The sequence below is a fragment of the Cedecea selenatireducens genome, from assembly GCF_042138895.1.
Lineage (GTDB): Bacteria > Pseudomonadota > Gammaproteobacteria > Enterobacterales > Enterobacteriaceae > Cedecea > Cedecea selenatireducens.
This window is the reverse complement of sequence record NZ_JBHIKW010000011.1, coordinates 16763-41010: the sequence shown is the minus strand read 5'-3', so window position 1 is coordinate 41010 and position 24248 is coordinate 16763. Positions and strand designations below refer to the sequence as shown.

Below are 24248 nucleotides of genomic sequence, written 5' to 3'. Positions count from 1 at the left end.
TCGCAAAGAAGCCAGAACCTACGGTGACTAAACTGGCGGCTCTTTTGCTATCCTTCAGGTTATTAGATGAAACGTGTTTCTCCGTTAACCACCGCCCTGCTGCTTGCCGGGCTGTCCCATGCCACCTTTGCCGCCGCGATGCCTGCTGAAATGAACCTTTCTAGCGTAAAAGCCGAAAATGGCGTGGTGATCGACACCCGTCCGAGCGCGTTTTACAACGGCTGGCCGCAGGCCGTGAACACCGTCGGCGGCCATGAGCCCGCCGCGCTGAACCTTTCTGCCTCGTGGCTGACGCTGATGAGCGACGAGCAGCTTGGCGAGTGGGCTAAACAACATCAATTAAATAAAACCGGGCTGATTGCGCTCTACGGCGACGACGCTCAGGCCGTTAAGACTCGTTTAGAAAAGCTGGGCTTTACTCAGGTTTCAATGCTTAAAGACGGGCTGCAGGATCCTTCCCGTCTACAGAAACTGGCGCATTTTGAGCAGCTGGTTTACCCGCAGTGGATCCACGATTTACAGAATAAAAAGCCGGTTACCGCCGCGCCTGCCGGCGACTGGAAGGTCATCGAAGCCGGCTGGGGCGCGCCGAAGAAATATCTTCTCAGCCACATTCCCGGCGCGGGCTACATCAACACCGAAGAAGTTGAAAGCGAGCCGCTGTGGAATAAAGTGTCCGACGACAAGCTGAAAGCCATGCTGGCGAAGCACGGCATCCGGCACGATACTACGGTCATTTTGTATGGTCGTGACGTCTATGCTGCGGCACGTGTGGCGGCGATTATGCTGTATGCCGGAGTGAAAGATGTACGCCTGCTGGACGGCGGCTGGGCAACCTGGAGCGCGTCTGAGCTGCCCGTGGAGCGTGGCCTGCCGCCACAGCCTGCTCCGGCTGACGATTTTGGCGCAACAATCCCCGGCCGGCCGCAGCTGATGCTGGACATGGAACAGGCCCGGGCGCTGCTGCACCGCAAAGATGCTTCTCTGGTCAGCATTCGTTCCTGGCCAGAGTTTATCGGCACCACCAGCGGCTACAGCTACATCAAGCCCAAAGGCGAAATTGCGGGCGCTCGCTGGGGCCACGCGGGATCTGACTCCACGCATATGGAAGACTTCCACAACCCGGACGGCACCATGCGCACCGGGGACGATATCGCCGCCATGTGGAAAAGCTGGAATATCACTCCCGATCAGCAGGTTGCCTTTTACTGTGGCACAGGCTGGCGCGCCTCAGAAACGCTGATGTATGCGCGGGCCATGGGCTGGAAGAACGTCGGCCTGTACGACGGCGGCTGGTATGAATGGAGCGCCGATCCGAAGAACCCTGTGGTGAGCGGCGAGCGCAAGCCAAACTGATCCCGGATTGAGGATTACGCCCCTCACCCTGCCCCTCTCCCCAAAGTGGAGAGGGTTAGGGTGAGGGGGCTTAATCTGCGGATTTCCCCAGCCGTTTTAACGTCTTATACCCGCCCCAGATGCGGTTCAGCGTCGTCAGCCAGCACAGCCCGCCGAAGATCCACGCCAGCCAGGCAAACCAGCCGGGGAACAGGCAGCCCAACACAAACAGCAGAATAGTCTCGGTACCTTCGGTCAGCCCGCCCAGGTAGTAAAACGACTTATGGGCATAGCCCGGGTTGGCGATGTCGTGCTTCTGCGCCAGGGCAGCGAACGCCAGAAAACTGCTGCCGGTGCCGATAAACGAAAACAGCAGCCACGCGCCGGCGAGCGCATTTTGCGCGGGGTCAGCGAGAATAAAACCAAACGGCACGAGGGCGTAAAACAGAAAATCCAGCGCGATATCGAGAAAACCGCCCGCATCGGTTAACCCTCTTCGCCTTGCCAGCGCGCCGTCCAGGCCATCAAGCAGGCGGTTAAGCACAATCGCGACCAGCGCCAGGTTATACCACTGCAGCGCCAAAAAAGGCAGCGCCAGCACGCCCAGGGCAAAGCCCGCCAGCGTCAGGCGATCCGGCGTGATGGCAGGTTTGTCCAGCGCGGCGGCGAGGCAGTTAAGAGCGGGTTTGATACGCGGGTGAAGATAGCTGTCGAACATTTATTTTTTCCCGTTCGTCGGGCACAGCCCCTGAGAGGGGATATCCAGCGCGGCGTTAAAGCGGGCAGAAAGATTTTGAAAAGCAATCAGGGCGGTAAGCTCGGTCATCGCCTGGTCATTGAAATGCTGCTTAAGCGTCTGTTTGAGTTCGTCAGATACCTGCGGCGGCGTGGCGGTCATCGCTTCGGCGTAGGCCAGCGCGGCCTGCTCTTTCTCACTGAAACCCGGTTCGCTGCGCCAGTTGGCTACCGCCAGAACTTTCGCCATCGACCCGCTGCGTTCAGCCAGGCGCAGGCTGTTCGCGTCGATACAAAATTCACAGCTGCACTGCTGCGACACCCTGGTCATCACCAGCGAGCGGGTTACCGGGTCGATTTTTGCCCGACGTCTTTCCAGAAAACCGACAAATAGCGCCACCAGCCAGAATAAATAGGGCAGCCTGCCCCACCAGCGGGTCGGGTTCAGCACAGCGCCAAAATGCTTTTCCTGCATCGCCACAATCGGACGCAGGCTTTTGGGCAAAGTTTTCAAAGGCGCAATCCAGGGCGCGCGTTTCGTTTCCATTGTTCAGTCACTCTTCTGATCGGCTGTGATGGCGGTTATTATGCCACGCCTGCCCCACGGAGAATGGACACCGATGCTAAAAAACCTTGATGTTGTCGCGGCTATTATCGAGCGCGAAGGAAAAATTTTGCTGGCCCGCCGCCCGGAAGAAGGCGATCAGCCCGGCCTGTGGGAGTTTCCCGGTGGGAAAGTGGAAGCGGGAGAAACGCAGCCGGAAGCGCTGGCGCGAGAGTTACGGGAAGAACTGGGGATTACGGCGCAAATCGGCGGCTACGTTGCCAGCCATCGGCGCGAGGTTTCCGCCAGGATGATTAATTTGCACGCCTGGCACGTCACAACATTTCAAGGCGAGTTAACCGCCCATTGCCACAGCGAGCTGGCGTGGTGCGAGCCGCCGGAAGCGTTTGGCTATGCCCTCGCCCCGGCGGATATCCCGCTGCTTGAAGCGTTTATGGCTTCACGCGACGCCAGACCAGCGGATTAGTCCCTAAGACTTTTTCATCGCGCTGGCACTGCAGCAGAATACCTTCGCTTTTCACTACCGCCCCTTCCGAGTAGTTTTTATTCTCATAAATACAGCACTGGTTGCAGGGCGGCGTCTGCGGCTGATTGCTGTTGGTAAACACTTCCGGCGGCACCATCACGTCAACGTCAGGCTGACGGTGCTGAACCGCCATCGCCGGCAGACTCATCATTAGCATCGCGGCGGCGGCGGCGAGCAGGCTTTTTACTGGCATCATCACTTCCCTCTTTTTTGGCCCAACGTTTCGCTTTTTTTCCGTCATCCTGGGCTTTGATGCCCTTAAAGGCGTGGCGCACCGGCGTGGTTCGCGCCTGATGAATCAGGTCATAAAGCGTTTGCACCAGCGGCTGCATAAAGTCCTGATAGCGGCACTGCTTTTCGCTGATTTGCGTCAGCGTCGACTCCCAGTGCGCGGTCATATCCGGCCTTGCGGCCAGTTCCGGCAGCGAGTGGATCAGCGCCCGCCCGGCGTCCGTAGAATGAATATAGCGCCCTTTCTTGACCAGGAAGGCGCGTTTAAATAACAGTTCGATGATCCCGGCTCGCGTTGCTTCGGTGCCTAATCCGTCCGTCGCGCGCAGGATCTTTTTCAGATCTTTATCCTGCACAAAGCGCGCAATCCCGGTCATCGCCGACAGCAAAGTCGCGTCCGTAAAATGGCGCGGCGGCTGAGTTTGTCGTTCCACGACTTCACCGTGCTCACACAGCAGTTCGTCACCCTTCGCCACCACCGGCAGCGGGGTGCCGTCGTTCTCTTCATCACGCTCTTTGTTGCCCAGCAGCGTGCGCCAGCCTGCTTCCGCAAGGAAACGCGCTTTGGCAATAAATTTGCCTCCGGCGATATCCAGATCGATGGTGCATTTGCGGAACACCGCATCGGCGCAGAACTGCATTAAGTATTGACGGGCGATCAGGCCATAAACTTTAGCCTCATTTTCACTTAATGAAATAGAAGAGCTGCGGGCGGTAGGAATTATGGCGTGGTGCGCGTCGACTTTTTTGTCATCCCAGCAGCGATTACGCAGGTCGGCATCTACCGCGGGCTGCGGCAGTAAATCCGGCTGATGCACGCTGATAGCGTTCAAAACCGCATGGCGCCCGGCAAAATGCTCTTCGGGCAGGTAGCGGCAGTCGGAACGCGGGTAGGTAATCAGCTTGTGGGTTTCGTACAGCTTCTGGCAGATATCCAGCACGTTCTGGGCGCTCAGCCCAAAGCGTTTTGCCGCTTCAATTTGCAGGCTCGACAGCGAAAACGGCAGCGGTGCGATTTCCGATTCCCGTTTATCGTTATAGGCGGTCACCAGCGCAGGGTGGCCGTTGATACGCGCCACCACGTGCTCTGCCAGCTTGCGGTTCAGCAGGCGTCCTTCTTCGTCCTGATGCGGCTCGCAGGATTCGCTGGGTTGCCATACGGCGACAAATCGCTCGTCGGCAGGCGTCACGATATGAGCTTTCACTTCAAAATAATCTTTGGCGACGAAGTTCTCGATCTCTTCATCGCGGCGTACCACCAGGCCCAGTACCGGCGTCTGTACGCGGCCAACGGAGAGCACGCCCTGGTAGCCCGCATTGCGCCCGAGAATGGTGTAGGCGCGGGTCATGTTAATCCCGTAAAGCCAGTCGGCGCGGGCGCGGGCCAGGGCTGAAACGCAAAGCGGAATAAATTCACTGTTGGCACGGAGGCGGGAAATCGCCCGCTCCACCGCCTGCGGGTTGAGATCGTTTATCAGGCAGCGCTGCACCTGCTGGCGTTTTTCAGGTGCCAGTTGGAGATAGTCCAGCACCTCATCCACTAGCAGTTGCCCTTCACGATCCGGGTCACCGGCGTGAACTACTTCGGTGGCCTGAGTCAGCAGCTTTTTAATGGCGTTAAGCTGTTTTGTCACCGAAGGGCGCGGCTGTAGCTGCCATTTTTCCGGCACAATGGGCAAGTCCGCCAGGTTCCAACGGGCGTAACGCCCGTCGTAGGCGTCCGGCTGCGCCTGCTCGAGCAGGTGGCCTATACACCAGGTCACCACCTGGCCGTTGCCGCATTCAATGAACCCGTCGCCTCTGCGATGAGGTTTAGGCAGCACGTCGGCAATCGCTCGTGCGAGGCTTGGTTTTTCCGCAATAAACAGCCGCATCGACTTAACGAATCTCAATCATTGGGCGACCCGCGCGAGCGTCTCTGAGTTCCCCGATTGGGCTGAGCTGAATCCCGTTCCGCTCGGCAGCCGCGAAGACTTCGGCTTCTGCGTCAGCGCGCACCGCCAGCAGCAGGCCGCCGGAAGTTTGCGGATCGCACAGCAGATTGCGCCATGCCTCCGGCATCTCGCCCACAAGCTGGCCGTAGCTTGCAAAGTTGCGCGAGGTGCCGCCCGGCACGCAGCCCTGCTCAATGTAGCTTTCAACGCCCGGCAGTTTCGGCACGCATTCGTACCACACTTCCGCCTGAACGCCCGCGCCTTCACACATTTCGCTCAGGTGGCCAAGCAGGCCAAAACCGGTCACGTCGGTCATCGCCGTCACGCCGGTAATATCGGCAAATTCCGCGCCGACTTTGTTCAACTGGCACATGGTTTCTGCCGCCAGGCCTTTGTGCTCAGGCTTCAGCAATGATTTTTTCTCGGCGGTGGTCAGCACGCCAATGCCGAGTGGTTTGGTGAGGAACAGCTTACAGCCAGCTTCGGCGGAGCTGTTTTTCTTCACTCGCTCAGTAGGCACCACGCCGGTCACGGCAAGGCCAAAAATAGGTTCAGGGGCGTCAATCGAGTGGCCTCCGGCCAGCGAAATACCAGCCTGCTGGCAGACGTAACGCCCGCCCTCAATCACTTCACGGGCGATTTCCGGCGCCAGCGTATTAATCGGCCAGCCGAGAATAGCGATCGCCATGATCGGTTTGCCGCCCATCGCGTAGATGTCGCTGATGGCGTTTGTCGCCGCGATGCGGCCAAAGTCGAAAGGATCGTCCACAATCGGCATGAAGAAGTCGGTGGTGCTGATGATACCGGTGCCGTTGCCCAGGTCGTAAACCGCCGCGTCATCGCGCGTTTCGTTCCCCACCAGCAGATTCGGATCGACAAACTTCGCCTGCTCGCTGTGCAAGATGGTTTCTAAAACCTTCGGGGAAATTTTGCAGCCGCATCCTGCGCCGTGGCTGTACTGGGTCAAACGAACGGTTTGCTTCATGGACATCTCCTGTCGTTAGGCATTTCTACTCTAAATAATTCAAGCTGCAGCCTGAACTATGACGAGTATATGGTAGCGCTCAAACGCCCCGGTAGTAAGTCTGACTGTCCTAAATCGCGTGTCGTTGCTCACTATGCAGGCAAAGCGGAAGTTTTGTGAAGCCAGGCGGCATTTTGCCGATGCGCTCTTTTACTCGAATATGACAGAAATGTTACAACCATCAGGCAACTATCTGGACAACCCACGCCTGTAAGGAATAACAATGAAAAAACGCGTAATGGCTTTCTGTATTGCCGGCCTGTTCTCCTCTGCGGCCTTTGCCCTCGCTCCGCCAGGAAATGATTCCACCACTAAACCCGATCTCTATTACCTGACCAACGCTCAGGCCATCGACAGCCTGGCGCTGCTGCCACCTCCGCCGGAAATCGGCAGCATTGCGTTCTTAAATGACCAGGCGATGTATGAGAAAGGCCGCCTGCTGCGCTCGACCGAACGCGGCAAGTTAGCCGAGGAAGATGCCAACCTGAGCGGCGGCGGCGTGGCTAACGCCTTCTCCGGCGCGTTTGGGTCGCCGATTACCGAAAAAGATTCGCCCGAGCTGCATAAGCTGCTGACCAACATGATTGAGGATGCAGGTGACCTCGCCACTCGCGGCGCGAAAGAAAAGTACATGCGAATTCGCCCGTTTGCCTTCTACGGCGTGCCGACCTGCAATACCAAAGAGCAGGACAAGCTGTCGAAAAACGGCTCTTATCCTTCCGGGCATACTTCAATTGGCTGGGCAACCGCGCTGGTGCTGGCTGAGATCAACCCGCAGCGTCAGAACGACATCCTGAAGCGTGGGTTCGAGCTGGGCCAAAGCCGGGTGATTTGCGGCTACCACTGGCAGAGCGATATTGACGCCGCGCGCGTCGTGGGCTCCGCCGTAGTGGCCACGCTGCATACCAACGCGGCTTTCCAGCAGCAGCTGCAGAAAGCTAAAGACGAGTTTGCGACACAGCAGAAGAAATAAGAAGTGAAATCCCTGCCGGGTAGATGCCCGGCAGGATAACGCTCAATCAGAAGCGAGACACGAACGCTGACGTGTCCGGGGTACTAATGGTCGTGGAAGCTTTAAGCTGCGGGGTACCGAGATAAAGGAAGCCCACCACTTTATCCTGCTCACGGCCGCCCAGCCCTTCACGAACCATGTCGTTTTCGGTCCATGCGCCGCTGCGCCAGATGCCGTTAAAACCCTGGGCAACCGCCGCCATCTGCATTGCCATCACCGCACAGCCTGCGGAAACCACCTGCTCCCACACAGGCACTTTGTGATTAACATCGCAATGCGCGACGACGGCGATGATTTGCGGGGCGCGGAACGGTGAAGTTCGCGCCTTCTCAACGCTCTTTTCATCCATGCCGGCGGCAAGTGCCGCTTTTTCCAGCAGTTGGGCAAAGCGCTCACGGCCTTCGCCTTCGATAACGATGAAGCGCCACGGCTGGAGCGTACCGTGGTCCGGGGCGCGCATACCGGCGCGCAGGATATTCTCCAGCACTTCACCTGCCGGGGCGGGTTCGGCCAGGCGGGACGCGCTGCGGCGGTTAATCAAAAGTTCAAGTGCATCCATTTTAAAGCCCCTTACTTACAGGAAATAGCTGGCGAAGCGCGGAGGTTGCCCCAGCCCGTTAAATGATTTTCATTCACAAAATTAACACAGCCGTAGTTTTTGTTACAGCGTCGCCCCGATTTCCTGCTGACATTTCCTCGCCCTCTCTTTAGGATAGCCTTTACTTTCGCCGCTTTAGCCAGCTCATTGCGGCGTGCGGGTAATACCCCTATTGAAGGTTATGGAGAAAACATGCGCACCATTGGGCGATTTATTAGCGGCTTTTTTAAGTGGACCTGGCGTCTGCTTAACTTTATTCGGGAATTCATTCTCAACTTGTTCCTGATCCTGCTGATCCTGGTCGGGGTTGGTATCTGGATGCAGGTAAAAAGCACGCCAGCAGAGCCTGTGCGCGGTGCGCTGCTGTTGGACATCACCGGCGTGGTGGTCGACAAACCGTCGGTCAGCAATAAGCTGGGCGTGATTGGCCGTCAGCTGGTGGGCGCCAGCTCCGATCGCCTGCAGGAAAACTCGCTGTTTGATATCGTCGACGCTATTCGTCAGGCGAAGGAGGACCGCAATATCACCGGCATCGTGCTGGACCTGAAAGATTTCGCCGGGGGCGATCAGCCGTCCATGCAGTACATCGGCAAAGCGCTGCGCGAGTTCCGCGACGGCGGCAAGCCGGTTTATGCCATGGGCGACAGCTACAACCAGAGCCAGTACTATCTGGCGAGCTTTGCCAACAAGATTTGGCTCTCGCCGCAGGGCATGGTTGACCTGCACGGTTTCGCCACCAACGCCCTGTATTACAAAACCCTGCTGGATAAGCTGAAGGTTTCTACTCACGTCTTCCGCGTCGGCACCTATAAGTCTGCCGTCGAGCCGTATATCCGCGACGATATGTCCCCTGCCGCGCGCGATGCGGACGGCCGCTGGATTGGCGAGCTGTGGCAAAACTACCTGAATACCATCGCGGCCAACCGCCAGATAACCGCTCAGCAGGCGTTCCCTGGCGCTCAGGCGCTGTTGGATAACCTGCAAAAACTGGGTGGCGATACCGCGAAATATGCCCTGGACAACAAGCTGGTCGACGAGCTGGCAAGCAGCGCGGTGGTAGATAAGGCGCTGGTGAAACAGTTCGGCTGGAGCAAGGCGAACAAAGATTTCAGCTACACCAGTATCTACGACTACAGCGTGAAAAAACCGGCTGAACAAGGTGACGCCATCGCGGTTATCTTCGCCAACGGCGCCATCATGGACGGCGAAGAAACCCCGGGCCAGGTCGGCGGCGACACTACGGCGATGCAGATTCGTGAAGCGCGTCTGGATCCGAAGGTGAAAGCTATCGTCTTGCGCGTGAACAGCCCTGGCGGCAGCGTGACCGCTTCGGAAACGATTCGTGAAGAGCTGGTTGCCGCACGTGAGGCCGGGAAACCTATCGTGGTGTCGATGGGCGGCATGGCGGCATCCGGCGGCTACTGGATTTCCACCCCGGCGAACTACATCATCGCCAACCCAAGCACCCTGACCGGCTCGATTGGTATTTTCGGCGTCATTAACACCGTAGAAAATACGCTTGATGCGATTGGCGTACATACCGACGGCGTGTCAACGTCGCCGCTGGCTGACGTGGCCGTGACCAAAAAGCTGCCGCCGGAAGTTCAGCAGATGATGCAGCTCAGCATCGACAACGGCTACAAGCGTTTTATCGGCCTGGTGGCAGCGTCCCGTAACAAGACGCCTGAGCAAATCGACCAGATTGCCCAGGGCCACGTCTGGACCGGCGAAGATGCGAAGGCTAACGGCCTGGTAGACAGCCTGGGTGACTTTGACGATGCCGTCGCCAAAGCCGCCGAGCTGGCGAAGCTAAAGAGCTGGCACCTGGCGTTCTGGCAGGATGACGCGACCTTCACCGACATGGTCTTTAACGCCATGACCGGTTCCGTCCGCGCTGCGCTGCCGCAGGCTATTCAGGCTTATCTGCCAGCCCCGCTGGCCGACGCCGCGCTGGCGGTCAAAGCTCAGAATGACAAGTTCGGCACCATGAACGATCCGCAAAACCGTTACGCCTTCTGCCTGACCTGCGGCGACGTGCGTTAATTTACTCCAATGAAGCAAAGCCCGGTTAAACCGGGCTTTTTTTTTCCGTCATCCTCTCTATACTCTGCCGCAAATACAGTAAGCGTTGAGCAAAACTATGCCAAAGAAATCCATCTACGTTGCCTACACCGGCGGTACCATCGGGATGCAGCGTTCCGAGCACGGCTATATTCCCGTTTCCGGCCACCTGCAGCGCCAGCTGGCACTGATGCCCGAGTTCCATCGCCCGGAAATGCCGGACTTCACGATCCACGAGTACGAGCCGCTGATGGACTCTTCGGACATGACGCCCGAAGACTGGCAGCACATTGCCGACGACATTAAGGCCCATTACGACGAATACGACGGCTTTGTGATCCTGCACGGCACGGATACCATGGCGTTTACCGCCTCGGCCCTCTCCTTCATGCTGGAGAACCTCAGCAAACCGGTTATCGTCACCGGCTCTCAGATCCCGCTGGCGGAGCTACGCTCTGACGGGCAAATAAATCTGCTCAATTCGCTGTACGTGGCGGCCAATTACCCCATCAACGAAGTCACGCTGTTCTTCAACAACCGTCTGTACCGTGGGAACCGCACCACCAAGGCCCATGCCGACGGCTTTGACGCCTTTGCTTCCCCTAACCTTGCGCCGCTGCTGGAAGCCGGGATCCACATCCGCAAGCTGAACACGCCACCCGCCCCGCACGGTGAAGGCGAGCTGATTGTCCACCCGATCACACCGCAGCCGATTGGCGTGGTGACTATCTATCCTGGAATTTCTGCCGATGTGGTAGGCAACTTCCTGCGCCAGCCGGTAAAAGCCCTGATCCTGCGATCCTACGGCGTGGGCAATGCCCCACAGCAGGGCGCGTTCATTAAAGAGTTGCAGGAAGCGAGCGCGCGCGGCATCGTGGTGGTTAACCTCACGCAGTGCATGTCCGGCAAAGTGAACATGGGTGGTTACGCCACGGGCAACGCGCTGGCACAGGCCGGCGTTATCAGCGGGTTCGATATGACGGTGGAAGCCACGCTAACCAAGCTTCACTATCTGCTGAGCCAGGGCCTGGACGCCCAGGCGATTCGTGATGCGATGTCGCATAACCTGCGTGGTGAACTCACTCCCGACGAATAAGGAAACGCCAATGGCGCAACGTGCTTTGCTGTTGATTGATTTGCAGAACGATTTTTGTGCCGGTGGCACGCTTGCCGTCCCGGAGGGCGACAGCACGGTTGACGTGGCGAATGAGCTTATCGGGCTGTTTAAAGCGCGTGGTGAGAGCGTGATAGCGAGCCAGGACTGGCACCCGGCCGGGCACGGCAGCTTCGCCAGCGTGCAGGGCGCAGAACCTTTTTCACAAGGGACTCTCGACGGGTTGGCGCAAACCTTGTGGCCCGATCACTGCGTGCAGGACAGCGAAGGCGCAAAACTTCATCCGCTGCTGAATGCCTCAGGCATCGATAAAATCGTCTACAAAGGCCAGAATCCGGCTATCGACAGCTACAGCGCGTTTTTTGACAACGAGCACCGGCAAAAGACCGACCTTGATGGCTGGCTGCACGAACACGGCATTCATCACCTTGTTGTGCTGGGGCTGGCCACGGATTACTGCGTGAAGTTTACCGTGCTGGATGCCCTTCAGCTGGGTTATGAGGTGACCGTTATCACCGACGGCTGTCGCGGCGTAAACCTGCAGCCGCAGAACAGCCTGCTGGCGTTTCAGGAGATGGCCGTCGCCGGCGCCACGCCGGTGACCCTCGCCGACTTTACCTGCCAGTAGATTTTACCTGCCAATAATTGTAGGGGCGGCCACCCGCCCCGCACTTTTGTATCGATTCCGCTCACAATCTACGCTTTTTTTGCTCGCCCTCGCCTGGGAGCGCTCTCATAATCACATTCAATGAATTTATTCAGCACTTTAGCTGATTTCGCTTTCCGCCGTTTTCGTCAGTTATGCGTGGCCGGGGAGCTTTTATGTTGTGCCCGTCAAAGAGGAATCATTATGTCATTCACACGTAAAATGTTACCGCTGGTGGCCGCGGTGACGCTAGCCTGCAGCGGCGTTGCGCAGGCTGAATCTTTGCTTTCCGTGGGTTACTTCAACGGCGGCGGCGACGTCACAGCCGGGCCCGGTGGGGATATCAATAAGCTTGATGTCCGCCAGATAACCCACCTCAACTACTCCTTTGGCCTGATTTATAACGACGAAAAAGCCGAAACCAACGAAGCCCTGAAGGACTCGTCAAAACTTCACCAGATCTACCTTTCTCCGAAAGTCATCTCTGACCTCGAAACCCTCCCGACGCTGCGCAAACAGAACCCGCAGCTGAAAATTTTGCTGTCCGTGGGCGGCTGGGGTGCGCGTGGTTTCTCTGCCGCAGCGGCAACGCCAGAGAATCGCGCGGTGTTTATCCGCTCCGTGCAGGAAGTGATGGATAAATATGGCCTGGACGGGATCGATCTCGACTGGGAGTTCCCGGTGAACGGCGCATGGGGGCTGGTAGATAAGCTGGACGCTGACCGCGACAACTTCACCGCCCTGCTGAAAGAGCTGCGTAAAGCCGTCGGCGATAAAAAACTGGTGACCATCGCCGTCGGGGCCAACGCCGAAAGCCCGAAAAGCTGGGTTGACGTGAAGGCCATCGCGCCGGTGCTGAACTACATCAACCTGATGACCTACGACATGGCGTACGGCACTCAGTACTTCAACGCCAACCTGTACGATTCGAAAAAATGGCCTACCGTGGCCGAAGCCGACAAGTACAGCGCTGACTTCGTGGTGAATAACTATCTCGCCGCCGGGCTGAAGCCGCAGCAGATGAACCTCGGCATCGGCTTCTATGGCCGCGTGCCTAAGCGCGCCGTTGAGCCAGGTATCGACTGGTCAAAACCTGACGCACAGAAAAACCCGGTGACGCAGCCGTACTTCGGCGAACGTGAGCTGGCGCTGTTTAAAACCGCGCTGGGCGTAGATCTGACCAAAGACACCTACGTCAAATACAACGACCTTGTGAAGAAAATGCTGAACGATCCGCAGAAGCGCTTTACCGAAGAGTGGGATGAGGACGCGAAGGTGCCTTACCTGACGCTGAAGTCTGCTGAAGGTAAACCGCTGTTCGCGATTTCTTACGAGAACCCGCGCTCGGTGAAGATCAAAGCCGAGTACATCAAGGAGAAAGGCCTGGGCGGCGCGATGTTCTGGGAGTATGGCGCGGATGACAACAATCAGCTGGCGAAGCAGCTCGCCGAGTCGCTGGGCATTGACCACGCTAAATAATCAGTAACACGATAAAAAATAAGGGAGACCAGCGAGTCTCCCTTTTTACTTACTGCAGCTTCATGGTCACAAACGGCGCGGGTTCGATGCCAAACTCCGCTTTCAGCTGCTGCTTGCTCTTCATCACCATCTGGCCGTTGGTGTCGATGGTCATGTGCTGCGCATCCGTGTTGTGGCGCGCCTGCCACAGCATCACCAGCTGCAGGCTATTGTCCTTCTGCTCCGGGGTTAACGCCACGCCGTCGGGCCATTTCCCCAGTTCGACAGCCGTCGCCAGACGCTGATAAATCTCAGGCGTCATCACGCTCAACATCTCATCCAGATTGCTCATGTTACGCTCCGTCGAGGAATAATTAGCTGAATCGATTTTTCAACCATCAACCTGATCGCCATTTTGCCCGTCGGTGAAGCTCAGGGAAGCCGAGTTGACGCAATAACGCTCGCCGGTGGGCTGAGGGCCGTCCGGGAACACATGTCCCAGGTGCGCATCACAGCTGCCGCAGCGAATTTCAACGCGTTCCATACCGTGGGAATTGTCGGTCAGATAGCGAATGGCGTCGGGGCCGACAGGCTCGTAGAAGCTAGGCCAGCCGCAGCCTGAGTCGTATTTGCTTTCCGAAAGAAACAGCGGCGCGTCGCACACCAGGCAGTGATAAATCCCGTCGCGCTTGTTATGCAGCAGACGCCCGGAATACGGCGGTTCAGTACCGTGCTTCTGGGTCACATAATATTGCATTTCGCTGAGGTTTTTCTTATTTGAATCAGGGGGTAATTGATTAGACATAGGCGTACATCTCGGTCAGTTCAATTGGGACAGCTCACGGCACCATTCTAACAAAAAATTAACAACACCGTGCTGGTTTTTGTTCTAAACTTAGCCCTGAAATTCTGGCACGGCACAAAGCGTGACGTGAATCACATTATTGCTTGAACTGGCGTTTAAAATCCCCCGCATCGTCCCCATTTGGATTTAAGCCCAAAAGGAAGCGTGAGGCGTTCAGTCGTACAAACCCTGTTCACAGGATTGATTTGTCGCAATGATTGACACGATTCCGCTTGACGCTGCGTAAGGTTTTTGTAATTTTACAGCCAACCTTTTATTCACTAAAAAATAGCTGGTGGAATACTATGACTATCAAAGTAGGTATCAACGGTTTTGGTCGTATCGGCCGTATCGTTTTCCGTGCTGCTCAGGAACGTTCTGACATCGAAATCGTTGCAATCAACGACCTGTTAGACGCTGACTATATGGCTTACATGCTGAAGTACGACTCAACTCACGGTCGTTTCAACGGTACTGTAGAAGTTAAAGACGGCCACCTGGTTGTTAACGGTAAAACTATCCGTGTTACCGCAGAACGTGACCCGGCTAACCTGAAGTGGAACGAAGTGAACGTTGACGTTGTTGCTGAAGCAACAGGTCTGTTCCTGACTGACGAAACCGCTCGTAAGCACATCGCTGCTGGCGCGAAAAAAGTGGTTCTGACTGGTCCATCCAAAGACAAAACGCCTATGTTCGTTAAAGGCGCTAACTTTGAAAAATATGCTGGCCAGGACATCGTTTCCAACGCATCCTGCACCACCAACTGCCTGGCACCACTGGCTAAAGTTATCAACGACAACTTCGGTATCGTTGAAGGCCTGATGACCACCGTTCACGCTACCACCGCTACTCAGAAAACCGTTGATGGCCCGTCTCACAAAGACTGGCGCGGCGGCCGCGGCGCAGCTCAGAACATCATCCCTTCTTCTACCGGTGCTGCTAAAGCAGTAGGCGTTGTTCTGCCAGAGCTGAACGGTAAAATTACCGGTATGGCGTTCCGCGTTCCTACCCCTAACGTATCCGTTGTTGACCTGACCGTTCGTCTGGAAAAACCAGCAACTTACGAGCAGATCAAAGCAGCAATCAAAACTGCTTCAGAAACCACCATGAAAGGTGTTCTGGGCTACACCGAAGATGACGTAGTTTCTACCGACTTCAACGGCGAAATCTGCACTTCCGTGTTCGATGCTAAAGCTGGTATCGCACTGAACGACAACTTTGTGAAACTGGTTTCCTGGTACGACAACGAAACTGGCTACTCCAACAAAGTACTGGATCTGATTGCTCACATCTCCAAATAAGTTGAGATGAGAACCTGATCCTAAAGGGCGACTTCGGTCGCCCTTTTTTTAAGGCTGCTGACAAAGCGTCATTATCCTTAAAAAAAGTCTGAGCATTGATATAAAAACAAATGATGTTCTCTGGTTTGCCCCAGGCAGCCGAAAACCACGTTTTTTGGCTGCCTGTCATCAATCTGAAAGGGCGACTTCGGTCGCTCTTTTTTTTGCCTTAAAGACCCAGGACTGAGGAAATAAGAAATGATTAATAAAATTTTTGCACTTCCGGTCGTCGAACAAATTACCCCTTCCCTGACCCGCCGCGTAAACGATGAGCTGGACGTCATCGTGGTCGATCACCCGCAGGTGCGTGCTTCTTTCGCGCTCCAGGGTGCTCACCTGCTCTCCTGGCAGCCCGCCGGTGAAGATGAAGTGCTGTGGCTGAGCGACATTACGCCTTTCCATAAAGGAAAAGCGCTGCGCGGCGGCGTACCGATTTGCTGGCCATGGTTTGGCCCGGCGGAACAGGCTGGCCTTCCGGCTCACGGCTTTGCCCGTAACCTGCCGTGGACGCTGAGCGCTCACAACGAAGACGCCAACGGCGTGGTCCTGACCTTTGAGCTGCATAACAACGAAGAAACGCTGAAGCTGTGGCCGCATGAGTTCACGCTGTATGCCCGCTTCAAGCTGGGGAAAACCTGCGAGATTGAGCTGGAAGCCCACGGTGAGTTCGAAACCACGTCTGCCCTGCACACCTATTTCAACGTCGGCGACATCGCGGAGGTGAAAGTCAGCGGCCTCGGCAATCCGTACATCGACAAAGTGCTGAATGAAGCGGCGGGCCAGCTTACCGACGGCGTGCAGACCTTCCCGGACCGGACCGATCGCCTCTACCTGGAGCCGGAAGAGTGCAGCGTCATTCACGATGCAAGCAGCCTGAAACGCACGCTAAATGTGGTTCATCATCACCATTTCAACGTCGTGGGCTGGAACCCGGGCCCTGCCCTGTCCGTTTCGATGGGCGATATGCCGGATGACGGCTACAAAACCTTCGTCTGTGTGGAAACCGCCTGCGCGTCTAAAAAGCAGAAAGCCAGCGCGGAGAAACCAACCCGCCTGAGCCAGACCATCAGCGTGGCGAAAAAAGGCTAAGCGAGTTTCACCCGCCAGGTGCAAAACGATAAGTCACTGCACCACAGATAAGCAAAAGGGGCGCCAGCGCCCCTTTTTAGTGCGTGTGTTGCACCAATCAGAAGCTGTAGTTCACACCCGTCAGCAGCACGCCGGTCCAGTTGCTGTCGACCATTGGGCTGTCGGTCACTTCTTTCGACAGGCGCATATAGCGACCCATACCGAATACGTTCCAGTCTGCGTTCAGCTTGTAGTTAACGGACAGCTCAACGTATGGCGACCAGCTGTTGCCCGCGTCGTACTCGTTCAGGCCGCTGCGGTTTGCTTCCTTGCCGCTTACGCCGTAGTAATAGTCGTTCTGTTTCTTGCTGTCCCAGACAACACCCACGCCCGGCGTCAGCGTCAGGCTATCGGCGTTGTAGCGGTACAGCCAGGCGGTGTCCCAGGTAATGCCGTTGCTGTTGTCGAGGATATCCCCGGCCAGCACGGTACGCAGGAAACCATATTCCGTGTTATGCACCCAGGAAAGACCAGCCATCACGGTAGAATGGCGGTAATCCAGCGCGCGCATACTGTCGTAGTTGCTGTCTTTCGGCCTGAAATGCAGCGGCGAGTAATAGGCGGTCACGGAGAGCTTGTCGGCTTCGTCATTCCACAGGTAGTAACCGGCGTTGAAGCCGCGGAAGTAGAAATTGTCACCTTCATAGCCAAGCAGAGGAGCCGGATAAACGCGGTTCTGGTCGCCTTTATAAGGGTTTGGCGAGACCAACGCACCGGCCCCAATAGACCATGGGCCCTCCGCGTGTACGGCAGTAACGGAGGAGGCAAGCAGTACGCCTAATGCGAGAAGTTTGAATTTGGTCACAATCCTTTCAGTCCTTTAATCAAATAATCAGCGCAAGAAGTGTAACCGCCCTTGGCTCTCATCCCAAATAATTTACTTAATCACAACCTTCAGCCAACTCATTAGCATCCCGCCGCCAGATGACGACGGATTTTCATCTTTATGTCAGCCATGTGAAAGCGAACTCTGCCGCTTATCTCAAAAGCGAAATTTTTAGGATGAGTTATTGATATGTCATTGAAATTGAGTTCTGGCCGTATGCAAGTTTTGCAAATGCCATCTACGCTTTATTTTAGGAAGATGAACCGCTGTACGGCAGCATTGGCGCCGGGTATCAACCTGGCACAAGGGTTGCTGTTTATTTAGCAGACGTCTTCCGGGGAGCCCCCACTACACATACCAACGGCTCTTTAACCTGTGCTAAAAACGAAAGGACGGCATGCCATGAATATATTCGATCACTATCGCCAGCGTTATGAAGCTGCCAAGGACGAAGAGTTCACACTGCAGGAATTTCTTGCTATCTGTAAACAAGATCGCAGTGCCTACGCGAATGCGGCAGAACGGCTATTGACGGCCATTGGTGAACCAGTGATGGTTGACACTGCCACAGAGCCCCGGCTGTCCCGTCTCTTTTCAAACCGTGTGGTGGCACGCTACCCGGCGTTTGAAGAGTTTTATGGCATGGAAGAAGCTATCGAGCAGATCGTGGCTTACCTGAAACACGCTGCTCAAGGGTTGGAAGAGAAGAAACAAATCCTCTATCTGCTGGGCCCGGTAGGCGGCGGTAAATCGTCGCTGGCAGAACGCCTGAAAGCATTAATGCAGCGCGTGCCTATTTATGCGCTGAGCGCCAACGGCGAGCGTAGCCCGGTCAACGATCATCCGCTGTGCCTGTTTAACCCGCAGGAAGACGCCAATATTCTGGAAAAAGAGTATGGCATTCCTGACCGCTATCTCGGCATGATCATGTCGCCGTGGGCGGCGAAACGCCTGCACGAGTTTGGCGGCGACATCACCAAATTCCGCGTGGTGAAAGTCTGGCCGTCTATTCTGGCGCAAATCGCGATAGCGAAAACCGAACCGGGTGACGAGAACAACCAGGATATCTCCGCGCTGGTCGGTAAAGTGGACATCCGCAAACTGGAACACCACGCGCAAAACGACCCGGATGCTTACGGCTATTCCGGTGCACTGTGCCGCGCGAACCAGGGCATCATGGAATTCGTTGAGATGTTTAAAGCGCCAATCAAGGTGCTGCACCCGCTGCTGACCGCGACTCAGGAAGGAAACTACAACGGCACCGAGGGCATCTCTGCCCTGCCGTTTAACGGCATTATCCTTGCGCACTCAAACGAATCCGAGTGGGTCACCTTCCGCAATAACAAAAACAACGAGGCCTTCCTTGACCGCGTTTACATCGTCAAGGTGCCTTACTGCCTGCGCATCTCGGAAGAGATGAAAATCTACGAGAAGCTGCTTAACCACAGCGAACTGTCCCATGCGCCATGTGCCCCCGGCACCCTGGAAACGCTTTCTCGCTTCTCTATCCTGTCGCGCCTGAAAGAGCCGGAAAACTCCAGCATCTACTCAAAAATGCGCGTCTATGATGGTGAAAGCCTGAAAGACACCGACCCGAAAGCCAAGTCCTACCAGGAGTACCGGGACTACGCCGGGGTTGATGAAGGCATGAACGGGCTCTCAACGCGCTTCGCCTTTAAAATCCTTTCTCGCGTGTTCAACTTTGACCATGCTGAAGTGGCTGCGAACCCGGTTCACCTGTTCTACGTGCTGGAACAGCAAATCGAGCGCGAGCAGTTCCCGCAGGAACAGTCAGAGAAATATCTGGAATACCTGAAAGGTTACCTGATCCCTAAATACGCGGAATTTATCGGGAAAGAGATCCAGACGGCCTACCTTGAATCTTATTCAGAATATGGGCAGAACATTTTCGACCGTTATGTCACCTACGCTGACTTCTGGATTCAGGATCAGGAATACCGCGATCCGGACACCGGCCAGCTGTTTGACCGTGAATCCCTGAACGCGGAACTGGAGAAAATTGAAAAACCGGCAGGCATCAGTAACCCGAAAGATTTCCGTAACGAAATCGTCAACTTCGTGCTGCGTGCCCGCGCCCATAATAACGGTCGTAACCCAAACTGGACCAGCTACGAGAAGCTGCGCACGGTTATCGAGAAGAAAATGTTCTCGAACACCGAAGAGCTGCTGCCCGTTATCTCGTTCAACGCCAAAACCTCCACCGACGAGCAGAAGAAACACGATGATTTTGTCGATCGGATGATGGAGAAAGGCTACACCCGCAAGCAGGTTCGCCTGCTGTGTGAATGGTATCTGCGGGTTCGTAAGTCTTCTTAAGGGAGTTTCCTGCGGGTCACGCCGGGCGGCGTGGCCCGTTTGCGCACCTGGCATAAGCAGTTGGGGGAACTATGGCCTACTTCATAGACAGGCGGCTTAACGGCAAAAACAAGAGCGCGGTGAACCGCCAGCGCTTCTTGCGTCGTTATAAGGCGCAAATAAAACAGTCGATATCCGGGGCCATTAACAAGCGTTCGGTCACCGACGTGGACAGCGGCGAGTCCGTTTCCATCCCAAATGAGGATATCAACGAGCCGATGTTTCATCAGGGCCGCGGCGGCCTGCGTCACCGCGTCCATCCCGGCAACGACCACTTCGTGCAAAACGATCGCATCGAACGTCCTCAGGGCGGCGGCGGTGGCGGCGGAAGCGGCCAGGGTCAGGCGAGCCAGGACGGCGAAGGCCAGGATGAGTTCGTGTTCCAGATATCCAAAGACGAATACCTCGATTTACTGTTCGAGGATCTGGCGCTACCTAACCTGAAGCGTAACCAGCACCGGCAGATAACCGAGTTTAAATCCCACCGCGCGGGTTTTACCTCTAACGGCGTTCCGGCCAATATCAGCGTTGTTCGCTCGCTGCAAAACTCGCTGGCGCGCCGCACGGCAATGAGCGCCGGTAAACGTCGCCTGCTGCACGAACTTGAAGAGAGCCTCGAGGCCGTGAGCCGCAGCGAACCCGCGCAGCTGCTGGAAGAGGAGCGCCTGCGCAAAGAGATAGCGGAGCTGCGGGAAAAAATCGCCCGCGTGCCGTTTATCGACACCTTCGATTTACGCTACAAGAACTACGAAAAGCGCCCGGAACCTTCCAGCCAGGCGGTGATGTTCTGCCTGATGGACGTCTCCGGTTCAATGGACCAGGCCACCAAAGACATGGCAAAACGTTTTTATATTCTGCTCTATCTGTTCCTGAGCCGGACCTATAAAAACGTGGAAGTGGTTTATATTCGTCACCACACCCAGGCCAAAGAAGTGGACGAACACGAGTTCTTCTACTCGCAGGAAACCGGCGGCACTATTGTCTCCAGCGCCCTGAAATTAATGGATGAGGTGGTGCAGGAACGCTACGATCCGGCGCAATGGAATATTTATGCCGCACAGGCCTCGGACGGTGACAACTGGGCAGACGACTCCCCGCTGTGCCACGACATTCTGGCGAAAAAACTGCTGCCGGTAGTGCGCTACTACAGCTACATCGAAATCACCCGCAGGGCGCACCAGACCCTGTGGCGTGAATACGAAAACCTGCAGGCCACCTTCGATAACTTCGCGATACAGCACATTCGGGATCAGGATGATATTTATCCGGTGTTCCGGGAACTGTTTCAGAAGCAGACCAGCGATACCCACGGGTAACGTAAAATCAAAAGCCGGTGCTTCACCGGCTTTTTCTCTTCTCGATTGCAAAGAAAGCAAAAGAGTAATGTGAATCAGGCTTGCGCCCTCTTATCGATGAAGCTCAATGTCGTATCCCCAATGCTTCCAGTGAGCAAGCTGTTCTTGCTGCGCTTCCGACAGCGCTGTTCCCGTCCATAAAAAAATATGCTGACCGGGGAAAAGCTCCGGGCGTAACGTTTCAACCGGCTCGGCAAGCACGTTAACATTCTTGTCCCGGCGGGATAGACGCCACGCCTCCAGCCACAAGGCTGTTCGATCGTCCGTTTGCCAGCCAATAAGCAGGATCTCTTCCCCACTTTGGCTCTGCGCTTCTGCCAGACATTGAGCGCAGTGGCGGATCAGTACGCCATCTAGCAAGCTACGCATCAACGAAGCCGTAGATTCATCCTGAGCGAGTTTGTTTCTCACGGGTAACAAGAGATTGTCGATAAGCAGGTCGGCGCTGTGTTCCCGGCTCAGGGCCACAATTTTCTCGCGCAGCTTGGCAGGGTTAACCTTCCTGAGCAGAAGCATCATTTCTTCCTGCAACGTCACCCACAGCTGCTCTTCCGGCACGTGGCTACGCTCCAGCAGGGCTTTTACTTTGCCCACGGAAACGCCTTTGCTCATCCAGTACTTAATTTCTTCAATGCGCTGAACGTCCGCATCATCAAACTGCCGATGGCCGCCCTCGCTGCGCTGAGGTTTCAGTAAACCGTAGCGGCGCTGCCATGCCCGCAGGGTGACCGGGTTGATGCCACATCGCTCTGCTACATCACCGATAGTGTAATAGGCCATAGTGTCCCTCCCCGTACACAGATCTCACGCTTCCATTAAAACACTAGTCAATCTGTTCAATGTGTACAATTTTTTTCCGGGTTGTACAAGTGAAACCTAAAAGCTTTTGGGGAGGTCACCAGCACAGAAGTTACAGTTCGGCCTTACGTTCTGGCCAGGCAATGCTAAAAGAGCCTCCCACACAGGGTTTGGCGAACAGGTTGCCCTGGAAGTGCGAGATACCCGCCGCCTCCAGCCACATCCACTCTTCCGGTTGTTCAATACCGGTGGCTGAGACCGCAATTTCAAGCGAGGCGCAGCACCTGATGATCGCCAGAATAATGGCCTGTCGTGGCCCGCTTTTATGGATGTCCCGAATCAGCTCACGGTTAATCTTGAGTCTCTCAGGCTGAAACTGCGCCAGCAGCTGCAGGCCCGCAAACCCTGCGCCAAAATCGTCAATCGCCAGCTTAATACCTGCCGATTTAAGCTGCCTGATGGCGTCGGTAAACGCCGCCATATGAGGAATGATCTCGCTTTCGGTGAATTCAATCACCACCTGCTCTGGGACAAGTCTGTTTGTCTCAATATCCGCCAGCAGTTGTTCTACGGCGCCAGGAATCATCACCAGCGTCATTGGCAGCAGATTGATGCATAGCGTTTGCCGGCCAATGTTAGCGGCCTGAGCGGCGGCAAAAGCCGCCTTCGCGTGCAGCAGATCGAGTTGGTAAACATCGCCATCCGGCACTTCAGCTGAAACAGGATCCGCTGCTAACGCCTCGATAGCCGCGACAGAACAGGCCATCGGGTCAACAATAGGCTGAAAGGTTATATGTCCACGTGGAACATGCTTGCCGGATGCCTGATGAGCCGGCGCATCGATGATAAATTCCCATGAACCACGCGGAGGGATTTCAAAATAGTTCTCTTTTTCCGTCGACTCGATAAAAGTACGGAAAAAACTTAAAGCGCGGTCATCGTAAGCCAGCTGATAACGGCTGGTGCCCTTCTCAAGCACAACCTGTAATACATCGTTTTTATCGTGCTCTCTTAAATCAAAAAGCTCCATTCCCACCCGCCCGAAGCGGCGGGCCGGCGCGTTATCACAAAGCAGCTCAACAATGTTGTAATGGCGGTCGTCTTTACAGATAGCGCGATATATCTTCTGCACGCCTTCTTCCGGGCCTTCCAGCAGCTGAAAGAAATGCGTGCCGTTGAAAAGCAGTATTCCCGTCACATCCGCTGCAATATTTTTCGCGTTTGCCGCGCAAACCATTGCCTGCAAATCCTCAAAAGGAGTGCCGGTATGAATGTGGCTGCGATAGATGACAGTGGTGAGCATGGTCGTTCCCTGCGGAAGTTTAAGGCCATAACTTAACAGATCGACGCTCTGACGTCGCCACAAACTCAACAAAACCTAAACAACTGAACAACATCCGACGTTTTCGACGTCGTTTCATCGGAATGCGTATGTACAACTTGCTGCATCAGCGAGTTGAAAACATACAAATATAACTTATTGATAAATAACAATTAGCATTTTTAATCAAAAAATAGCAAGCGAAGTAATACACCTTTATGTACAGTTTTTATAGCAATTGCATAACTTAGTTAACATCTTGCAAAGTGTGAACTTACAGGAGCGATTTATGCGACAGAACACTTTTACGTCCGGCCAGAACACCGCAGAAAACGATATTGCCCGCTACTTCAGCGGCGCTACACCGCTCTCCCAGCAGGAAACTATGGGGCAAATCGTACTCGAAATTCTTAGCGATGGCCGCAACCTGAATCGAAAGGCGATCTGTACAAAATTGCTCTCTCGTCTGGACAGGGTTTCCGAGCCAGAAGAGGAAAAACATTATCAGGCGCTGCTGGGCATGCTTTTTGCCCGCTAACGTGATAGCCGAACCGGAGTGCCAGAAGATTAACGGCCTGCGCTCCCTCTCGGGAGTGAAGCCACAGAGTTGTAAATGCTGAATCCTTCCTCATTCTCAGGCTCCGGCTAATGACTTCATGCCAGCACTTGTTCAAACACTGGCGGGGAAATCAGGAGTAACGACATGCAGAGAAGCGACGATGAACAATTAACGGATGAGATTATCGGTGAAGCAGCGCTATCGCTGCTCAACGGCAACAGCGCAATAAACACCCGCGCCTTAGTGGCCAGATTAGAAGCGATGCTCATAACAGAACAGGACTTACGGCGGCGTAGAGTGCTGCAGAAAATTATCGGTGAAATCGAGGGCAATATTTCCCAGGCCTCAGCGGGAAAGACAGAAAAAGAAGCGCGTACAAAAGCGGTAGAGACTAACCAGCGTAACGCAAAAAACGTCCACTAGCGGCCCATGGCCAATAACTGAAAAACGGTGAGTGACTAT

The 24248-nt window shown here is 55.4% G+C and carries 24 protein-coding genes; 13 read left to right on the top strand and 11 right to left on the bottom strand.

The window, feature by feature from the left end; genetic code table 11:
• The first annotated feature begins 66 nt into the window (after window positions 1-66).
• Entirely contained in the window at window positions 67-1356 is a 1290-nt protein-coding gene (locus tag ACE38U_RS17160) for a rhodanese-like domain-containing protein (RefSeq protein ID WP_375530206.1), read from the top strand.
• A gap of 70 nt (window positions 1357-1426) precedes the next feature.
• Here ACE38U_RS17160 and ACE38U_RS17155 read toward each other — a convergent pair whose 3' ends face one another.
• Together ACE38U_RS17155 and ACE38U_RS17150 are read right to left on the bottom strand one after the other, a co-directional pair.
• The gene (locus ACE38U_RS17155; protein ID WP_375530205.1) at window positions 1427-2053 is read right to left on the bottom strand and encodes a CDP-alcohol phosphatidyltransferase family protein; all 627 of its coding nucleotides are present in this window, start codon (window positions 2051-2053) and stop codon (window positions 1427-1429) included.
• On the bottom strand, window positions 2054-2617 hold the full coding sequence (locus ACE38U_RS17150; RefSeq protein WP_375530204.1) for a carboxymuconolactone decarboxylase family protein: 564 nt from the start codon (window positions 2615-2617) through the stop codon (window positions 2054-2056). It lies immediately after the preceding gene.
• A gap of 73 nt (window positions 2618-2690) precedes the next feature.
• Here ACE38U_RS17150 and ACE38U_RS17145 point away from each other — a divergent pair, with 73 nt between their 5' ends.
• The gene (locus ACE38U_RS17145) at window positions 2691-3101 is read left to right on the top strand and encodes a pyrimidine (deoxy)nucleoside triphosphate diphosphatase (RefSeq protein WP_375530203.1); all 411 of its coding nucleotides are present in this window, start codon (window positions 2691-2693) and stop codon (window positions 3099-3101) included.
• On the opposite strand, the gene ACE38U_RS17140 is transcribed toward ACE38U_RS17145, so the two are convergent.
• Genes ACE38U_RS17140 through selD form a run of 3 tightly spaced genes read right to left on the bottom strand, consistent with a single transcriptional unit; the run spans window position 3067 to window position 6311 of the window.
• On the bottom strand, window positions 3067-3354 hold the full coding sequence (locus ACE38U_RS17140; RefSeq protein WP_375530245.1) for a YnjH family protein: 288 nt from the start codon (window positions 3352-3354) through the stop codon (window positions 3067-3069). The genes ACE38U_RS17145 and ACE38U_RS17140 overlap by 35 nt on opposite strands.
• Complete coding sequence (locus ACE38U_RS17135; protein ID WP_038473424.1) at window positions 3269-5266, bottom strand: DNA topoisomerase III; 1998 nt, start codon at window positions 5264-5266, stop codon at window positions 3269-3271. The genes ACE38U_RS17140 and ACE38U_RS17135 overlap by 86 nt, the downstream gene beginning before the upstream one ends.
• A 4-nt stretch (window positions 5267-5270) precedes the next feature.
• Window positions 5271-6311 (bottom strand): selenide, water dikinase SelD, encoded by a 1041-nt coding sequence (selD, locus tag ACE38U_RS17130; protein WP_176982395.1) that lies wholly within the window; start codon window positions 6309-6311, stop codon window positions 5271-5273.
• Window positions 6312-6573: 262 nt separating this feature from the next.
• Here selD and phoC point away from each other — a divergent pair, with 262 nt between their 5' ends.
• Window positions 6574-7323: an acid phosphatase PhoC gene (gene phoC / locus ACE38U_RS17125; protein WP_375530202.1), complete on the top strand. Its 750-nt coding sequence runs from the start codon at window positions 6574-6576 to the stop codon at window positions 7321-7323.
• Between the two features lie 46 nt (window positions 7324-7369).
• On the opposite strand, the gene ACE38U_RS17120 is transcribed toward phoC, so the two are convergent.
• Window positions 7370-7921: an NAD(P)H nitroreductase gene (locus ACE38U_RS17120; protein WP_176982393.1), complete on the bottom strand. Its 552-nt coding sequence runs from the start codon at window positions 7919-7921 to the stop codon at window positions 7370-7372.
• A 231-nt stretch (window positions 7922-8152) separates the two neighbouring features.
• On the opposite strand from ACE38U_RS17120, the gene sppA reads away from it, so the two are divergent.
• From sppA to chiD, 4 genes are all read left to right on the top strand, one after another.
• Window positions 8153-10003, top strand: coding sequence for a signal peptide peptidase SppA (gene sppA / locus ACE38U_RS17115; protein ID WP_176982392.1), 1851 nt, complete (start codon window positions 8153-8155; stop codon window positions 10001-10003).
• Between the two features lie 97 nt (window positions 10004-10100).
• Window positions 10101-11117, top strand: a complete 1017-nt coding sequence (gene ansA / locus ACE38U_RS17110) for an asparaginase (RefSeq protein ID WP_038473434.1) — start codon at window positions 10101-10103, stop codon at window positions 11115-11117.
• Window positions 11118-11127: 10 nt separating this feature from the next.
• Window positions 11128-11763 (top strand): bifunctional nicotinamidase/pyrazinamidase, encoded by a 636-nt coding sequence (gene pncA, locus ACE38U_RS17105; protein WP_375530201.1) that lies wholly within the window; start codon window positions 11128-11130, stop codon window positions 11761-11763.
• A 222-nt stretch (window positions 11764-11985) separates the two neighbouring features.
• Window positions 11986-13260 (top strand): chitinase ChiD, encoded by a 1275-nt coding sequence (gene chiD, locus ACE38U_RS17100; RefSeq protein ID WP_375530200.1) that lies wholly within the window; start codon window positions 11986-11988, stop codon window positions 13258-13260.
• Window positions 13261-13309: 49 nt separating this feature from the next.
• Here the strand turns inward: chiD and ACE38U_RS17095 are convergent, their stop codons facing one another.
• Window positions 13310-13591, bottom strand: a complete 282-nt coding sequence (locus ACE38U_RS17095) for a YeaC family protein (protein ID WP_375530199.1) — start codon at window positions 13589-13591, stop codon at window positions 13310-13312.
• Between the two features lie 39 nt (window positions 13592-13630).
• Window positions 13631-14044, bottom strand: a complete 414-nt coding sequence (msrB, locus tag ACE38U_RS17090; protein WP_038473445.1) for a peptide-methionine (R)-S-oxide reductase MsrB — start codon at window positions 14042-14044, stop codon at window positions 13631-13633.
• A gap of 344 nt (window positions 14045-14388) precedes the next feature.
• Between msrB and gapA the strand changes: the two genes are divergently transcribed.
• Window positions 14389-15384 (top strand): glyceraldehyde-3-phosphate dehydrogenase, encoded by a 996-nt coding sequence (gapA, locus tag ACE38U_RS17085; protein ID WP_016535960.1) that lies wholly within the window; start codon window positions 14389-14391, stop codon window positions 15382-15384.
• 237 nt (window positions 15385-15621) lie between these two features.
• Window positions 15622-16512 carry a D-hexose-6-phosphate mutarotase gene (locus tag ACE38U_RS17080; protein ID WP_375530198.1) on the top strand — a complete coding sequence of 297 codons (891 nt, stop codon included), beginning with the start codon at window positions 15622-15624 and terminating at the stop codon, window positions 16510-16512.
• Window positions 16513-16609: 97 nt separating this feature from the next.
• Here ACE38U_RS17080 and ACE38U_RS17075 read toward each other — a convergent pair whose 3' ends face one another.
• Window positions 16610-17356 carry a MipA/OmpV family protein gene (locus ACE38U_RS17075; RefSeq protein ID WP_038473451.1) on the bottom strand — a complete coding sequence of 249 codons (747 nt, stop codon included), beginning with the start codon at window positions 17354-17356 and terminating at the stop codon, window positions 16610-16612.
• A 423-nt stretch (window positions 17357-17779) separates the two neighbouring features.
• Between ACE38U_RS17075 and yeaG the strand changes: the two genes are divergently transcribed.
• Window positions 17780-19714 carry a protein kinase YeaG gene (gene yeaG, locus ACE38U_RS17070; RefSeq protein ID WP_375530197.1) on the top strand — a complete coding sequence of 645 codons (1935 nt, stop codon included), beginning with the start codon at window positions 17780-17782 and terminating at the stop codon, window positions 19712-19714.
• Window positions 19715-19785: 71 nt separating this feature from the next.
• Window positions 19786-21069, top strand: a complete 1284-nt coding sequence (locus ACE38U_RS17065; protein ID WP_375530196.1) for a YeaH/YhbH family protein — start codon at window positions 19786-19788, stop codon at window positions 21067-21069.
• A gap of 90 nt (window positions 21070-21159) precedes the next feature.
• Here ACE38U_RS17065 and ACE38U_RS17060 read toward each other — a convergent pair whose 3' ends face one another.
• Both ACE38U_RS17060 and ACE38U_RS17055 read right to left on the bottom strand, forming a co-directional pair.
• A complete protein-coding gene (locus tag ACE38U_RS17060) occupies window positions 21160-21888 on the bottom strand; it encodes a MerR family transcriptional regulator (RefSeq protein WP_375530195.1) in 729 nt (242 codons plus the stop codon).
• A gap of 130 nt (window positions 21889-22018) precedes the next feature.
• Window positions 22019-23209 carry a diguanylate phosphodiesterase gene (locus ACE38U_RS17055; protein ID WP_375530194.1) on the bottom strand — a complete coding sequence of 397 codons (1191 nt, stop codon included), beginning with the start codon at window positions 23207-23209 and terminating at the stop codon, window positions 22019-22021.
• Window positions 23210-23516: 307 nt separating this feature from the next.
• Here ACE38U_RS17055 and ycgZ point away from each other — a divergent pair, with 307 nt between their 5' ends.
• Together ycgZ and ACE38U_RS17045 are read left to right on the top strand one after the other, a co-directional pair.
• On the top strand, window positions 23517-23765 hold the full coding sequence (gene ycgZ, locus ACE38U_RS17050; protein ID WP_375530193.1) for a regulatory protein YcgZ: 249 nt from the start codon (window positions 23517-23519) through the stop codon (window positions 23763-23765).
• A gap of 165 nt (window positions 23766-23930) precedes the next feature.
• Complete coding sequence (locus tag ACE38U_RS17045; protein ID WP_375530192.1) at window positions 23931-24209, top strand: hypothetical protein; 279 nt, start codon at window positions 23931-23933, stop codon at window positions 24207-24209.
• Window positions 24210-24248: the final 39 nt, after the last annotated feature.

Coding starts and splice junctions, on each gene's coding strand:
- ACE38U_RS17160 (WP_375530206.1), top strand. CDS start 67: ATGAAACGTGTTTCTCCGTTAACCACCGCCCTGCTGCTTGCCGGGCTG.
- ACE38U_RS17155 (WP_375530205.1), bottom strand. CDS start 2,053: ATGTTCGACAGCTATCTTCACCCGCGTATCAAACCCGCTCTTAACTGC.
- ACE38U_RS17150 (WP_375530204.1), bottom strand. CDS start 2,617: ATGGAAACGAAACGCGCGCCCTGGATTGCGCCTTTGAAAACTTTGCCC.
- ACE38U_RS17145 (WP_375530203.1), top strand. CDS start 2,691: ATGCTAAAAAACCTTGATGTTGTCGCGGCTATTATCGAGCGCGAAGGA.
- ACE38U_RS17140 (WP_375530245.1), bottom strand. CDS start 3,354: ATGCCAGTAAAAAGCCTGCTCGCCGCCGCCGCCGCGATGCTAATGATG.
- ACE38U_RS17135 (WP_038473424.1), bottom strand. CDS start 5,266: ATGCGGCTGTTTATTGCGGAAAAACCAAGCCTCGCACGAGCGATTGCC.
- selD (WP_176982395.1), bottom strand. CDS start 6,311: ATGAAGCAAACCGTTCGTTTGACCCAGTACAGCCACGGCGCAGGATGC.
- phoC (WP_375530202.1), top strand. CDS start 6,574: ATGAAAAAACGCGTAATGGCTTTCTGTATTGCCGGCCTGTTCTCCTCT.
- ACE38U_RS17120 (WP_176982393.1), bottom strand. CDS start 7,921: ATGGATGCACTTGAACTTTTGATTAACCGCCGCAGCGCGTCCCGCCTG.
- sppA (WP_176982392.1), top strand. CDS start 8,153: ATGCGCACCATTGGGCGATTTATTAGCGGCTTTTTTAAGTGGACCTGG.
- ansA (WP_038473434.1), top strand. CDS start 10,101: ATGCCAAAGAAATCCATCTACGTTGCCTACACCGGCGGTACCATCGGG.
- pncA (WP_375530201.1), top strand. CDS start 11,128: ATGGCGCAACGTGCTTTGCTGTTGATTGATTTGCAGAACGATTTTTGT.
- chiD (WP_375530200.1), top strand. CDS start 11,986: ATGTCATTCACACGTAAAATGTTACCGCTGGTGGCCGCGGTGACGCTA.
- ACE38U_RS17095 (WP_375530199.1), bottom strand. CDS start 13,591: ATGAGCAATCTGGATGAGATGTTGAGCGTGATGACGCCTGAGATTTAT.
- msrB (WP_038473445.1), bottom strand. CDS start 14,044: ATGTCTAATCAATTACCCCCTGATTCAAATAAGAAAAACCTCAGCGAA.
- gapA (WP_016535960.1), top strand. CDS start 14,389: ATGACTATCAAAGTAGGTATCAACGGTTTTGGTCGTATCGGCCGTATC.
- ACE38U_RS17080 (WP_375530198.1), top strand. CDS start 15,622: ATGATTAATAAAATTTTTGCACTTCCGGTCGTCGAACAAATTACCCCT.
- yeaG (WP_375530197.1), top strand. CDS start 17,780: ATGAATATATTCGATCACTATCGCCAGCGTTATGAAGCTGCCAAGGAC.
- ACE38U_RS17065 (WP_375530196.1), top strand. CDS start 19,786: ATGGCCTACTTCATAGACAGGCGGCTTAACGGCAAAAACAAGAGCGCG.
- ACE38U_RS17060 (WP_375530195.1), bottom strand. CDS start 21,888: ATGGCCTATTACACTATCGGTGATGTAGCAGAGCGATGTGGCATCAAC.
- ACE38U_RS17055 (WP_375530194.1), bottom strand. CDS start 23,209: ATGCTCACCACTGTCATCTATCGCAGCCACATTCATACCGGCACTCCT.
- ycgZ (WP_375530193.1), top strand. CDS start 23,517: ATGCGACAGAACACTTTTACGTCCGGCCAGAACACCGCAGAAAACGAT.
- ACE38U_RS17045 (WP_375530192.1), top strand. CDS start 23,931: ATGCAGAGAAGCGACGATGAACAATTAACGGATGAGATTATCGGTGAA.